The organism is Streptomyces sp. NPDC007264, from assembly GCF_042869095.1.
Lineage (GTDB): Bacteria > Actinomycetota > Actinomycetes > Streptomycetales > Streptomycetaceae > Streptomyces.
Genome location: NZ_JBIAFD010000018.1, coordinates 31467 through 44606, shown reverse-complemented (window position 1 = coordinate 44606; position 13140 = coordinate 31467). Strand labels below are relative to the sequence as shown.

Below are 13140 nucleotides of genomic sequence, written 5' to 3'. Positions count from 1 at the left end.
GCCGGTACGGTCGCACGGCTGACCGGTCCATTGTCCCAGCCGCACCCACATCCGCGAAAACGGCTTCTCGACGCCGTACCGCTCCTTCACCTGGGGACGAGCGGACGCGGGCCGGGGTTCACCCGGCGACCGGAAAACTCGCTTTGCCCCGCATGGGATACTGGCCGTGTCTATCCATTCGCACGAGGAGAACGGCACCCACTCCTATGGCCTCGGTCACGTCCCTCACCGCCTCCGTCCATCAGCGCCTCGCGACCGCCCTCTCGGCTGCCCTGCCGGAGGCCGCCGACGCGGACCCGCTGCTGCGACGAAGCGACCGGGCCGACTACCAGGCCAACGGGATCCTGGCGCTCGCCAAGAAGGCGAGGACGAACCCGCGCGAGCTGGCGGGCCAGGTCGTGGACAAGGTCGTCACCGGCGACCTGATCAAGGACGTCGAGGTCTCCGGCCCCGGCTTCCTCAACATCACGGTCACCGACAAGGCGATCACCGAGAACCTCGCCGCGCGCGCTGCCGACCCCGAGGGCCGCCTCGGCGTGCCCTGTGCCGAGGCGCCGGGCACCACGGTCATCGACTACGCCCAGCCGAACGTGGCCAAGGAGATGCACGTCGGCCACCTGCGCTCCGCGGTCATCGGCGACTCCGTCGTCAAACTCCTGGAGTTCACCGGCGAGACGGTGATCCGCCGCCACCACATCGGCGACTGGGGCACCCAGTTCGGCATGCTCATCCAGTACCTGGACGAGCACCCGCACGAGCTGGACCACAAGGCCGCCGAGGTCACCGGCGAGGAGGCGATGTCGAACCTCGACCGGCTCTACAAGGCGGCCCGCCGGCTCTTCGACTCCGACGAGGAGTTCAAGACCCGCTCGCGCCGCCGGGTGGTGGACCTCCAGGCCGGCGACCCGCACACGCTCGCCGTGTGGCAGAAGTTCGTGGACGAGTCGAAGATCTACTTCTTCTCGGTCTTCGAGAAGCTGGACATGGAGATCCGCGACCCGGACATCGTCGGCGAGTCGGGCTACAACGACATGCTCGAGGAGACGTGCCGCCTGCTGGAGGAGTCCGGCGTCGCGGTCCGCTCCGAGGGCGCGCTGTGCGTGTTCTTCGACGACATCAAGGGACCGGACGGCAACCCGGTCCCGCTGATCGTGCAGAAGTCCGACGGCGGTTACGGCTACGCGGCCACGGACCTCTCCGCGATCCGCGACCGTGTCTTCAACCTGAAGGCCGACTCGCTCCTGTACGTGGTGGACGCCCGCCAGTCGCTGCACTTCCGGATGGTCTTCGAGACCGCCCGCCGGGCCGGCTGGCTGAACGACGACGTGAAGGCGGTCCAGCTCGCGTTCGGCACGGTCCTCGGCAAGGACGGCAAGCCGTTCAAGACCCGTGAGGGCGAGACGGTGCGGCTGGTCGACCTGCTGGACGAGGCGGTCGACCGCGCCTCCGCCGTCGTGCGGGAGAAGGCGCAGGACCTGTCGGAGGAGGAGATCGCCGAGCGCGGCGCCCAGGTGGGCATCGGCGCGGTGAAGTACGCGGACCTGTCGACGTCGGCGAGCCGCGACTACAAGTTCGACCTGGACCAGATGGTGTCGCTGAACGGCGACACGTCCGTGTACCTCCAGTACGCGTACGCCCGTATCCGGTCGATCCTCCGCAAGGCAGGCGAGGCCCGTCCTGCCGCGCACCCGGAACTGGACCTGACCGGCCCGGAGCGGGCCCTGGGCCTGCACATGGACCAGTTCGCGGAGACGGTGGCGGACTCCGCGGGAGAGTACGCCCCGCACAAACTGGCGGCCTACCTCTACCAGCTGGCGTCCCTGTACACGTCCTTCTACGACAAGTGCCCGGTCCTGAAGGCCGAGACGCCCGACCAGGTCGAGAACCGCCTCTTCCTGTGCGACATCACGGCCCGCACCCTGCACGAGGGCATGGCCCTGCTGGGGATCCGGACACCCGAGCGGCTCTGACAGGAGCCGCTCGGCCGGGGCCGGCCGGGGCCGGTTTCCCCGCCCCGGCCGCCGAGCGGTCGTGGGGACCGCCCGGCCACCGGAGCCGCCCCCCGTCGTCCGTGTCAGTGGCTGCCCCTACAGTCACTGGCATGGCTACCCTTCCCAATCCGCTGCCCCGGCTGGCGGCCGACCCGAGCGGGCGTGGGCTCGGGCTCGAACTCCCGCCCGGGAGACTGATCGACGCGACGTGCGACGGCCCCTGGCACGAGCCGTTGCTGTGGCATGCCGGACGTGCGGCGTCCTCCGGCAACTGGGCGCGGCTGGGGTCGCGCGCCGCCCGGGTGGGGCTCCTTCCGGTGCTCATCGACGTGGGCGGGAAGGTGGGCGGCCCGGACAGATGGGAGTTGAGGCCCGGGGAGATGTCCTACCCCGGTGACTACGACGCCGAGGAGGTACTGGCCGGGTTCTGGGACGACTACGTGGCGGAGACGGGCGGCGTCGACGACGACGGTCCGGGCGGGGAGAAGGTCGTCGGGGTCTTCGGTGAGCCTGCGCCGCCCGACGAGACGCTCGCCCCGTTCGGCCCGGACTGGCCCGGCCTCGCCCCCGCGCAGACCCTGGCCGCCGACCCGGACTCCCGGGCCGCCGAGATCGCCGACCGCCTCCTGGACGACGGCTCCTGGTTCGAGGATCCGCGCCTCGCCCTGGTCCCGGCCCGCCGCTCCGCGGACATACCCGCGGCCCTCGGGTGGCCCGGCCCGTTCAACCACGAGAACGACACGGCCGTCCTCTGCTCGGTCCTGCGCTCCTGGGAGGACCGCTTCGGCATACGCGTCGTCGCGCTCACCTACGACCAGCTCGTCCTGTCGGTGGCGGCGCCGCCCACCACCCGGGCCGAGGCCGAGGCATTGGCCGCCGAGCACTTCGCGTGCTGCCCGGACAACATCGTCCAGGGGCACCACGAGACCCTGCGCGCGTACGCCGAGCACGCGGTCCTCGACCAGCGGGTGTGGTCCTTCTGGTGGGACTGAGCCGGCGGGGCTGACCCGGCGGGACCGGGCCGGCGGGACCGGGCCGGCGGGACCGGGCCGCTGGTGCTCAGTCGGCGGGGCCGGCCGCGGCGGCGCCCGTGGTCGCGTCTCGGCCGAGGCCGAGGCCGAGGCCCAGCCTGCGCAGCCCCTCCGCGATCTCCTCCGGTGTGTGCGTGACGAAGCACAGACGCATCGTCGACGTGTCGGGCGCACCCGCGTAGAAGGGCGCGCCGGGCACGTACGCCACGTCCTGCTCCACCACCCGGGGCAGCAGGGCCGTGGTGTCGTGCCCCTCCGGGAGCCGGACCCACAGGAACATGCCGCCCTCCGGGCGGTTCCAGGCCGAGCCCTCCGGGAGCGCGTCCGCGAGGCCCGCCAGCATGGCGTCCCGGCGCTCGCCGTACGCCGCGGCGACCCGCCCCACATGCGCGTCGAGGTCGCGGTCGGCGAGATAACGCGCCGCGGCGAGCTGGTTCACGGTCGGCGTGTGCAGGTCGGCGGCCTGCTTGGCGACCACGCAGGCCCGCCGCAGCGCCGCGGGCGCCCGCAGCCAGCCGAGCCGCAGCCCCGGGGCCATGACCTTGGAGAACGACCCGAGCAGCACGGTGCGGTCCCGCGCCTCCTCGTACGAGGCGATCCACGGCACCCGCTCGCCCTCGAAGCGGAGTTCCCCGTACGGGTCGTCCTCCACGACCCACAGCCCGCGCCGGGCGGCGACGCGCGCGATCGCGGCACGGCGTTCGGCGGGCAGGGTGCGGCCGGTGGGGTTCTGGAAGGTGGGGACCAGGTAGAGCAGCTTGGGGCGCTCCCGCACCACCAGCTCCTCCAGCGCGTCCGGGTCCACCCCGTCCGCGTCCCCGGGCACGGCGACGACCCGGGCGCCCGCGAAACCGAATGCCTGCAGCGCCGCGAGATAGCAGGGGTTCTCGACGAGGACGGTGTCGCCGGGCTCCAGCAGTGCGGTGGCGAGCAGGGACAGCGCCTGCTGCGAGCCGGTGGTCACGAGCAGGTCGTCGAGGTGGGTCGCGAGGCCGCGCGCGGTGGCGCGATCGGCGAGCGCGGCCCTCAGCACGGGTTCGCCCTCGGTCGTCGAGTACTGCAGCGCCCGCTGCGGCGCCTCGGCCAGCACGGCGTGGAACGCGGCGGCGATCCCCCCGGTGTCGAAGAGCCCGGGCGCCGGCAGGCCGCCCGCGAAGTTGACGACCTCGGGCCGGGCGGTGACCGCGAGGATGTCCCGTACGGGCGAGCCGCCGACCGCGGCGACCCGGCCGGCGAACGCGGGCGGTGGCGGACTGCTGACGACGCGGTCGCTGACGGTCACGGCGGCTCCTTGTGGGCAGGGGGCGCCCGCACGGCGCAGTACGCCATGGGCACGCCACTCGAAAACACCTCGTTCATGCACCTTAGGGACATCGCTGCCCCGTACAACAACCTCGTTTCGCCATGCGGACGACCGTCAGGGAGCCGTAGCATGCCGCGCATGCTGCCCAGCGTGGACACGAACGACGAGTTGGAAGCAATGGTCCGCAACGAGGCGCTGATGCGCCCGGCCGCGGAGGACCTGTGCTCCCGACTGGGGCTCACCGGGATGTCGTTGTGGCGTTTCGACGACGGTTCCCTGCCGGTGTACGCGGTGGGGGGCGATCTGGTGCTGAAGCTCTATCCGCGGTTCGAGACGGCCGAAGCCGTCAGGGAGGCAAGGGTGTTGACCCACTTATGGGGACAACTCCCGCTGCCGACACCGCGCTTGCATGCCACCGACGAATACGTGAACGGCTGGCGGTTCGTGCTGATGTCCCGGCTGCCCGGGCTGGCCCTGTCCGAGGCGTGGCCCCGGCTGACGGGGGCGGAGCACGACCGGATCGTCGCGGAGTCGGCCGAGGCGCTGGCCGCGCTGCACGCCATGGACTTCACGCCGCTGACGGACATCGTGGGCCCCTCCGACTGGAACTCCTTCCTGCGCCGCCAGCGGGCGGACACGCTCCGGCAGCACGGCGCCAACGGGGTGACCGAGCCCTGGCTGAGCCAGATCCCCGACTTCCTGGATGCCGTTCCCCTGCCCGTGTCCACCGAACTGGCCCTGTTGCACACCGAGTTCATGCGTGAGCACCTGACGATCGACATGCGCGACGGCCGTCGGCTGACGGGGCTGTTCGACTTCGAGCCGGCGATGATCGGCGACCCGGCCTACGACTTCGCGAGCGTCGGCCTGTTCGTCACGCGCGCCGACCCCCGTCAGTTCCGCCGCTTCCACCAGGCGTACGGCCGCGCCCCCCACGATCCGTACCAACTGCTCGCGTACGCGCTGCTGCACGTCTACAGCGACCTGCCCTGGTACCTGAACGAGCTCCCGGCTCCGTCCGAACCGCGCCTCGACGCTCTCGCGGAGCTGTGGTTCGGCACGGAGGGGTGAGGAGCCGGGTTCGCGGCGTGCGCTCGGTTGGGGGCTACGCCTTGTGGCCCGCGGCCGCGTACACGTTGATGTCGGCGTCGGTGACGTCGGAGGCGGCGCGGTAGCGGATCTTGTCGATGTCGTCGAGGGTTGCGAGGTACCCCGGGTCCACCGGATCGGGCGCGGGCGCCGCACCGTCCGGGTGCCAGTGGTGGACCGGGACGACACCCGGCTCGTCCAGCGTGAGCCCCGGGGTCTCGGAGAAGAACCGGGCGACCTGCTCCTTGGAGCGCTGCACGAAGGGGGCGCCGTGCTGGGCGAGCGTGCGCTGGACGGCGCGGGCGCGCTCCGGGTTGAGGTCGTCGGTGAGATGGCTGATGACGACCCGGCTGCCGGACGGCAGCGCGGCCACCAGCTCACGCACGATCGCGTACGCCTCCTCGTCCTCGACGAAGTGCAGGACCGCCGCGAGCACGAGCGCGACCGGCCGGTCGAAGTCGAGCGTCTTCACGGCCTGTTCGAGGATCTGCGCGGGGTTCCTGAGGTCGGCGTCGATGTAGTCCGTACGGCCCTCGGGACCGCTGGTGAGCAGGGCGCGGGCGTGTGCCAGGACGATGGGGTCGTTGTCGACGTACACGATCCGGGCGTCCGGACCGATCCGCTGGGCGATCTCGTGGACGTTCTCCGCGGTCGGCAGGCCGGTACCGATGTCCAGGAACTGCCGGATGCCGTCGTCCTGCGCCAGCCGGGCGACCGCCCGCCGCACGAAGGCGCGGTTGTGCCAGATGTCGAGGTACAGGCTCGGGTTGGCGGCGAGCGCGGCGGCGGCCGCCTCGCGGTCGACGGGGTAGTGGTCCTTGCCCCCGAGGAAGACGTCATAGACGCGTGCCGGGTGGGCCTTGGTGGTGTCGATCCGCTTTCTCAGCTCGGCCGGGTCGTGGCTGAGGGCTTCACCGGGCATGGGTGTCTCCATGAAGGTCGGCGTGAGGTGGGTCCGCCAATTCGGTCGGCGGGCGACCGATCTGACCGTCAACAACCTAACTCCTGAGGCATGTTCGAAGTGCCCGGGTCCGCCCACCACGGCTGGGCGGACACCGCCCGCGTCCCACGGCCCCTTCCCGGGGGACGGCGTTTGCGCAGGTCGGGCCCCAGCCCCTGGTCCCGGCGTCCCACATTCCCCGGCGGATGTGGCGACCGGGCGCCGGCATCGCCCAAGCTGGGCCGTCGAGGCCCCCGCTCCCGGCGACCGGTCGAGCGGCCGCGCCCCCAGCTCGTCCACGTCGAAGGGCCAGCCCCATGTCCACTCGTACCGCCCGCGTCCGTCTGCTCGCCGCCGCCGGGGCCGTGCTCGCCGCGCTCGCGCTCTCGGCCTGCCGGAACGGAGAGGGTGTACGGGACGAGGGCCCTTCCTCCTCCTCGTCCCGTCCCGGCGCGTCCCTTCGGATCGCCCCGGCCCCCGGCACGACGTCCCCCCGCTCCGGCAGCGGCGTGAGGACCACGGCGGCCGAGGTCTCCCTCCCCGTCGGCCGTCCGCCCCTGGCGGTCACGGGCACCGGCGCCGCCACCCGCTCCCTCGGCGACCGCCCGGAGGCCCACCTCGGCGAGGCGGCCCCCTGGGCCCCCGGCGCCCGGCACGCGGCCCTGCCCGGGCGTGATCCTTTCGGCGGCGGACGGCACCGGCTCGGCGGCCGCACGGCGAGGACCCTCACTCTCACGTTCACCGACGCCGACGACGCCCTGGCGGCGACGTGCCGTTCGGCGAGCGGGACGACGGCCCTGGCGCGCCGCGCCCACGCGGTCCCGGCCGGGGCGGTACGTGCCGCGGGCGGATGACCCGCCTCACCGTTCGATCCGTGTCGCGGCAGGCAGGCCGGTGATGTGTCCCTCTCTCCCCCGCGGCACGCACCGCCCTGGCGGCGACGTGCCGTTCGGCGAGCGGGACGACGGCCCCGGCGCGCCGCGCCCACACGGTCCCGGCCGGGGCGGTACGTGCCGCGGGCGGATGACCCGCCTCACCGTTCGATCCGTGTCGCGGCAGGCAGGCCGGTGATGTGTCCCTCCCCCCGCCCGTCCACCGAGACCGTCACCGACGCGGTCCCCACGCGGACTCCGCCCACCCGGAGCGCCCCGATCGCCGGAGCGTTCAGGGGACCGAGGCGCACCACGCCCGAGGGCACGTCCGGCCGCAGGCCCATCAGCGACGTCAGCAGGCTCACCCCGGCCGCGGCCGCCCACGCCTGGGGCCGGCAGGCCGCCGGGTAGGGCGTCGGCAGGGAGCCGGGGCGGCGTTGCTCCCCCGCATGCAGTTCCGGCAGCCGATGGTCGAACGCGGACGCGGCATCCAGGAGGCCGTCGAGCAGGGAGGCGGCGACCCGGTGGTGACCCGTCTGCGCCAGTCCCGCCACCGCGATGGCCGTGTCGTGCGCCCAGACCGAACCCGTGTGGTAGCCGAGGGGGTTGAAACCCCGGGCACCGGCGCTCATGGTCCGCAGTCCCCACCCGCAGTCCAGGTCCGGCAGGCCGAGCCGGCGGGCGACGATCTCGCACTCCGCCCGGTCGAGGATGCCGGTGCCCAGCAGATGGCCCATGTTGGAGGCCACCCCCGCGACCGGCCGCTTTCCGCCGTCCAGGGCGATCGCCACGAAGGGCCCCTGCGCGTCCTCCACCCAGAACGCGGACCGGAAGCGGCGCGCCAGGGCCCGGGCCCACTCCCGCCACTCCTCCGCACCCGGCCGGCCGAAGGCCGCCAGCAGGTCGGCGCCCGCGAGCGCGGCCTCGTAGGCGTATCCCTGCACCTCCGCGAGGGCGATCGGGGGCTCGGCGAGGCGGGCGGCGGCGGACTGGACGGCGTCCTCGGAGTCCTTCCAGCCCTGGTTGGTCAGCCCCGTGCTCCTGTGTTTCCGGTACTCGACGAAGCCGTCGCCGTCGGCGTCCGCGTGGTCGCGCAGCCACCCCAGCGCGCGCTCCGCGGCGGGCAGCAGAGCCGCCACCTGGGGCTCGGGCATCCCCCATCGCCAGGCTTCGGCCAGCAGCGTCACGAACAGGGGGGTGGCGTCGACGGTGCCGTAGTACAGCGGGGGCAGCCTGCTGCTGGCGTCACGGCGCAGTTCGTGCAAGATCTTCCCGGGCTGTTCCTCGGTCGCGGGGTCGTGCGCCGCGCCCTGCCGCCGTGCCAGGGTCCGCAGGGTGCCGGCCGCCAGTTCGGTCCCCAGGGGCAGCATCATGCGGGCCGCCCACAGCGAGTCGCGGCCGAACAGGGTCAGGTACCAGGGGGCGCCCGCGGCGAGGAAACGGTCGGAGCGGTCCTCCGGATCGGCGAGCAGCATGGCGGACAGGTCGTCGAGGCCGCGGTCGAGAAGACGGGACAGCCGGGGGTCGGCGCAGGTGACCTCCGGTGACGACCACGGTGGCGGTCCCGGAGGCGGCGCGGCGACCGCCGCGGGTCGCGCCCCCGCGGTGGGTGACGACACCTCCAGGGTCAGGTTCGTCGTCCATGACTGCGCCGGCGCCAGCTCGATGTCCCAGGACAGGGCGGGCGCCCGGCCGGGTTCGACACGGTGCGGCTCGGGGCCCGCGACCAAGGTGACCGCCCGCCGCCCGGCGGACTCCCAGATCAGCCCCGGCCCGCGGAGCTCCGCGGGCAGCGCCTCCCGTGGACTGCCCGCCTTCACCTCGGACATGTCCGACAGGTCGCAGGCGGCCTCCAGGCGCAGGGCCAGCCCGATGCGGCGCCGGCCGTGGTTGGTGACCGTGATCCGCTCGCACTCCGGGCCGGCCGTGCGCAGCCGTTCCACGACGACCGTGGGATCGGGGGTGGGGTCCGCACCGTCCCGGTGGATCCCCAGGAAGCGGGTCCGCCCGGCATCGCGGGGGTGGGCGGCCACCGGCTCGGGCTCCCTGCCGTCCACCGTGAGCACCAGGCGGCTGATCAGCCGGGTGTCGGATTCGTAGAAGCCTTCGGCCCCCCTCCTGATCTGGCCGTCGGACGGGGAGAGCACGAGGGCCGGAGCCTTGAGACTGACGAGCGCGCCGTGGATGAGCGGCTGGCGTGTCCACTCCTTCACTGTGACTCCTTCGGATCGGGACGCCTCCCCCGGGGACGGAGGTGGCGGGCCTGGGCTTCGTGCCGTTCGGGAAGAGGTGCCGGGCCTGCGGCGGGCCCGCTCGGGCGGTACCGGCCCGTTCGTGCGGACGGGCGACGGGCCTCCCGGCGGGGAACCCGTCGGGCGCTGCCGCCCCTGGATTCCGCCGCCGGCGCTCAGCCCTTGACCGCGCCGGCGGTCAGCCCCGCGACGATGCGGCGCTGAAGGACGAGCACGAGGGCGATCAGCGGGAGGGCCACGATGACGCCCGCCGCCATCTGTGTGCCGAACGGCTGCTGGTAGCGCGAGCTGCCGGTGAACTTGGCGATGGCCACCGTCACCGGCTGGGAGGCGAGCGTGAGGGTCATCGCGTTGGCGATGAGGTACTCGTTCCACACCGCGATGAACACCAGGAGCGCGCTGGTGAACACGCCCGGCGCGGCGAGCGGGAGCAGGATCTTGCGGAACGCCTGTGCCTGCGTGCAGCCGTCGATCATCGCCGACTCCTCCAGGTCCCAGGGCAGTTCGCGCAGGAAGCTCGTGAGGGTCCAGATCGCCAGCGGCAGCGCGAAGCTGATGTCCGGGATGATCACGGCCTGGTACTGGTCGATCCATCCCCAGTCGCTGAACAGCTGGAAGACGGGGGTCAGCAGGGCGACACCGGGGAACATGGACGCCGCCAGGACGGCCCCGAGTGCCACACGTTTCGCGGGGAAGGTCAGCCGGACGAAGGCGTACGCGGACAGCAGGCCGATCAGCATGCCCAGCACGGTGGTGGTGCCGGCGATGACGGCGCTGTTGCGCAGGGCGTAGAGGAAGTTGTTCTGTCCGCTGAAGACGGCCCGGTAGTTGACCAGGGTCGGGGAGGCCGGCCACAGGTCGTTGTTCAGGATGTCGTTCGGCCCTTTGAGGCTGGAGACCACCATCCAGTAGAAGGGCGCGAGACAGAACAGGGCGATGGCTCCCACGCTGAGGACCAGCCCGGCCGTGCCGAGCCTGCGCCGTGCGGCGGGTGTCAGCCCCCGGCGCCGGGCGGCCGCCTGCCGCACGGGTCCTTGGCGGGGTCTCCCGAGAGCCGGTGCGGGCCCGGGGCGCACTGTGGTGGGCATCAGGGCTCCTCGCCTTCCTCGGCCGGCAGCAGACGGCTGCCGAGGAAACGTACGAATGCCAGCGCGACCAGGAAGATGAGCAGGAAGGTCAGCGTCGACAGGGCGGATCCATAACCGAACTTGGTCTGTTCGACGGACGCCTGCACGACGAGCATCGACAGGGTGGTGGTGCCGTTGGCACCACCGGTGAGGATCTGCGGCAGGTCGTAGATGCGCAGCACGTCCAGCAGCCGGAACAGCACCGCGACCATGAGGGCGGGCATCAGCAGGGGCAGGGTGATGCTGCGGAACCGGCGCCAGGCGCCCGCCCCGTCCACCCGGGCGGCCTCGTGCAGTTCGTCGGGGATGAGCTGGAGCCCGGCGAGGACGAGCAGCGCGAGGAACGGCGCCGTCTTCCACGTGTCGGCGATGATCACCGCCCACCGGGCGGGCCACTGGCTGCCCGTCCACAGCACGGTCTTCCCGAGCAGGTCGTTGACGATCCCGTCGGGCTGGAGCATCCACCGCCACAGCACACTGGTGAGCGCCGTGGGAATGGCCCAGGGGACCAGCACACTGGCGCGTACGAGTCCCCGGCCCCGGAAGGCGCGGTGCATGACCAGCGCCATGGCGGTGCCGATGAGGACCTCCAGCACGAGGGTGAAGGCCGAGAACATCGCGGTGACTTCGACGGCGGACCAGAAGTCGGAGGACGCGTCGCCCGTGAGTGCCTTGTGGTAGTTGCCGAGACCGATGAACTCGGGTGCCCGGCCGATGGTGTCGCTGAACAGTGACAGGTGGACGGCCTTGACGAGCGGGTAGCCGATCACGCTCGCCAGCAGCAGCATCGCGGGGGCGATCAGGCACCAGGCCAGCCATGACTCACGACGGCCGCGGCGTGAGCGCTGGTGCTTCCCCGGTGGTGGCGGCGCCGGTTCGACGGGGGCGTGGACTGCGGTGGACACGGGTGCCTCCTGGTGTGTGCGGCGCGCGCTCAGCCGTTGTCGACCTGCTTGAGCTCCTTGGCGAGGTCCGCGAGGGCCCGTGCCGAACTCTTCTGGCCCTGCAGCGCCTTGTAGATCTCTCGCTGGATGCGGAGGCTGGCGTCGTTGTACGCGGGGACCTGCGGCCGTGGATGCGCTTTCAGCAGGCTCTGGCGCAGCGCGGGCAGGTAGGGGAAGTTCCGGGAGAGCGCCTTGTCGGCGTAGAGCGCGGTCAGGACCGGGGCGTTGGACAGGTCCTCGACCTCGACGCGCTGGACCTCGGGGCTCTCCACGAAGGCCATGAAGTCGAGGACCGATTTCCTGTGCCGGGAGTAGCTGCTGACGGCGAGGTTGGCGCCGCCCAGGGTGGAGGCCCCGGTGCCGTCGGCCCCGGGCAGCGGCGCGACCCCGACCTTCCCCGCGATGCTGGTGTCGGACCCCTTGGCGTTGGCCAGGCTGTACACATAGGGCCAGTTGCGCAGGAAGAGCAGGTCACCCTTCTGGAAGGAGCGGCGGCCCTCCTCCTCCTTGTACGTGATGGCCTTCTTGGGGATGTAGCCCTGGCGGAAGCCGTCGACGAGGAAGTCGATGCCCTTCTTCGCCTCCGGGCTGTCGACGGTCACCGAGCCGTCGGAGCCGTAGACGGAGCCCCCGGCGGAGTTGATCGCCTCGCTCGCGTTGACCGTCAGCCCCTCGTACTGGGCGAACTGGCCCGCGTAGCAGTCCATCCCGTGCTTCTCGGCGATGCCGCAGTCGGCGACGAGTTCCTTCCAGGTGGTCGGCGCCTTGTCCACCAGGTCCTTGCGGTAGAAGAGGAGGGCCCCGGCCGAGGCCATGGGCGCTCCGTAGAGCCGGCCCCGGTACTTCGCGGTGTCGACGGCGGCCGGGAGCATGTCCGCGACGGGCAGGGAGGCGGCCGGGAGCTCCTGGACCCAGCCTCGGGCGGCGAACTCCGCCGTCCAGATGACGTCCATCGCCACCGCGTCGAAGCGGTCGCTCTTGGCCTGGAAGTTCTGCACCATGGAGGCGCGCTGCTCGTCGGCGGACTCGGGCAGCTCGATGAGGGTGACCTTCTCGTCGGGGTGCCGCTTGTTCCAGACGTCGAGGATCTTCGACTGCAGCTTGCCGGTGGTGTCCTTGCCCATCGCGAGCGTGAAGGGCCCGCGGCCGTCGGTGTCCTTGCCCGCGGACCCGGACCCGCCCGGCGTGCTTCCTGCGCAGCCGGCGACGGCCAGCATGACGGTGCATGTGAGGGCCGTGGCGGCTCTGGCGTTTCTCATGGCGACTCCTTCGCGGTGATGACGCGGTCGGCGACCGGTCACGGGGCCGGTGGCCCGGGCGGGCCACGACGGTTCGAACGTGCACATTCGTGTGCCGGGGAGGCGGGTCGCGGGGGGCGACAGGGCGGTGCTGAGGGGCGGCAGGTCGACGCCGGGGGGCGGCAGGTCGACGCCGGGGGGCGACAGAGCGACGCCGGGGGCGCCAGAGCGACGCCGGGGGCGACAGGTCGGGCCTTCGCTGCCGGCGCGGTCGGCGCACCCCGCCGCCGTGACGGGTCGTCGCGCCGCCGTGACGGGTCGGCCGCCGGTGCCGCCCCGGCTCAGGGGCCTGG

The 13140-nt window shown here is 72.6% G+C and carries 10 protein-coding genes; 4 read left to right on the top strand and 6 right to left on the bottom strand.

The window, feature by feature from the left end; all coding sequences use genetic code 11:
- Positions 1–206: 206 nt before the first annotated feature.
- Both argS and ACFYMU_RS26790 read left to right on the top strand, forming a co-directional pair.
- Entirely contained in the window at positions 207–1970 is a 1764-nt protein-coding gene (gene argS / locus ACFYMU_RS26795; RefSeq protein WP_388378115.1) for an arginine--tRNA ligase, read from the top strand.
- Between the two features lie 131 nt (positions 1971–2101).
- Entirely contained in the window at positions 2102–2983 is an 882-nt protein-coding gene (locus ACFYMU_RS26790) for a DUF4253 domain-containing protein (protein ID WP_388378112.1), read from the top strand.
- Between the two features lie 67 nt (positions 2984–3050).
- Here the strand turns inward: ACFYMU_RS26790 and ACFYMU_RS26785 are convergent, their stop codons facing one another.
- A complete protein-coding gene (locus tag ACFYMU_RS26785) occupies positions 3051–4304 on the bottom strand; it encodes a PLP-dependent aminotransferase family protein (protein ID WP_388378109.1) in 1254 nt (417 codons plus the stop codon).
- Positions 4305–4463: 159 nt separating this feature from the next.
- Between ACFYMU_RS26785 and ACFYMU_RS26780 the strand changes: the two genes are divergently transcribed.
- Positions 4464–5396 carry an aminoglycoside phosphotransferase family protein gene (locus ACFYMU_RS26780; protein ID WP_388378107.1) on the top strand — a complete coding sequence of 311 codons (933 nt, stop codon included), beginning with the start codon at positions 4464–4466 and terminating at the stop codon, positions 5394–5396.
- 34 nt (positions 5397–5430) lie between these two features.
- Here ACFYMU_RS26780 and ACFYMU_RS26775 read toward each other — a convergent pair whose 3' ends face one another.
- Positions 5431–6336 (bottom strand): SAM-dependent methyltransferase, encoded by a 906-nt coding sequence (locus tag ACFYMU_RS26775; RefSeq protein ID WP_388378104.1) that lies wholly within the window; start codon positions 6334–6336, stop codon positions 5431–5433.
- A gap of 335 nt (positions 6337–6671) precedes the next feature.
- Between ACFYMU_RS26775 and ACFYMU_RS26770 the strand changes: the two genes are divergently transcribed.
- A complete protein-coding gene (locus tag ACFYMU_RS26770; protein ID WP_388378101.1) occupies positions 6672–7208 on the top strand; it encodes a hypothetical protein in 537 nt (178 codons plus the stop codon).
- Positions 7209–7387: 179 nt separating this feature from the next.
- Here the strand turns inward: ACFYMU_RS26770 and ACFYMU_RS26765 are convergent, their stop codons facing one another.
- The 4 genes from ACFYMU_RS26765 to ACFYMU_RS26750 form a co-directional block, all read right to left on the bottom strand.
- Complete coding sequence (locus ACFYMU_RS26765) at positions 7388–9439, bottom strand: glycogen debranching N-terminal domain-containing protein (RefSeq protein ID WP_388378098.1); 2052 nt, start codon at positions 9437–9439, stop codon at positions 7388–7390.
- Positions 9440–9633: 194 nt separating this feature from the next.
- On the bottom strand, positions 9634–10566 hold the full coding sequence (locus tag ACFYMU_RS26760) for a carbohydrate ABC transporter permease (RefSeq protein WP_388378096.1): 933 nt from the start codon (positions 10564–10566) through the stop codon (positions 9634–9636).
- On the bottom strand, positions 10566–11510 hold the full coding sequence (locus ACFYMU_RS26755) for a carbohydrate ABC transporter permease (RefSeq protein WP_388378093.1): 945 nt from the start codon (positions 11508–11510) through the stop codon (positions 10566–10568). Before ACFYMU_RS26755 ends, ACFYMU_RS26760 begins: the two co-directional genes overlap by 1 nt.
- Positions 11511–11539: 29 nt before the next feature.
- A complete protein-coding gene (locus tag ACFYMU_RS26750; RefSeq protein ID WP_388378090.1) occupies positions 11540–12808 on the bottom strand; it encodes an ABC transporter substrate-binding protein in 1269 nt (422 codons plus the stop codon).
- Positions 12809–13140: the final 332 nt, after the last annotated feature.

Coding starts and splice junctions, on each gene's coding strand:
- argS (WP_388378115.1), top strand. CDS start 207: ATGGCCTCGGTCACGTCCCTCACCGCCTCCGTCCATCAGCGCCTCGCG.
- ACFYMU_RS26790 (WP_388378112.1), top strand. CDS start 2,102: ATGGCTACCCTTCCCAATCCGCTGCCCCGGCTGGCGGCCGACCCGAGC.
- ACFYMU_RS26780 (WP_388378107.1), top strand. CDS start 4,464: ATGCTGCCCAGCGTGGACACGAACGACGAGTTGGAAGCAATGGTCCGC.
- ACFYMU_RS26775 (WP_388378104.1), bottom strand. CDS start 6,336: ATGCCCGGTGAAGCCCTCAGCCACGACCCGGCCGAGCTGAGAAAGCGG.
- ACFYMU_RS26770 (WP_388378101.1), top strand. CDS start 6,672: ATGTCCACTCGTACCGCCCGCGTCCGTCTGCTCGCCGCCGCCGGGGCC.
- ACFYMU_RS26760 (WP_388378096.1), bottom strand. CDS start 10,566: ATGCCCACCACAGTGCGCCCCGGGCCCGCACCGGCTCTCGGGAGACCC.
- ACFYMU_RS26750 (WP_388378090.1), bottom strand. CDS start 12,808: ATGAGAAACGCCAGAGCCGCCACGGCCCTCACATGCACCGTCATGCTG.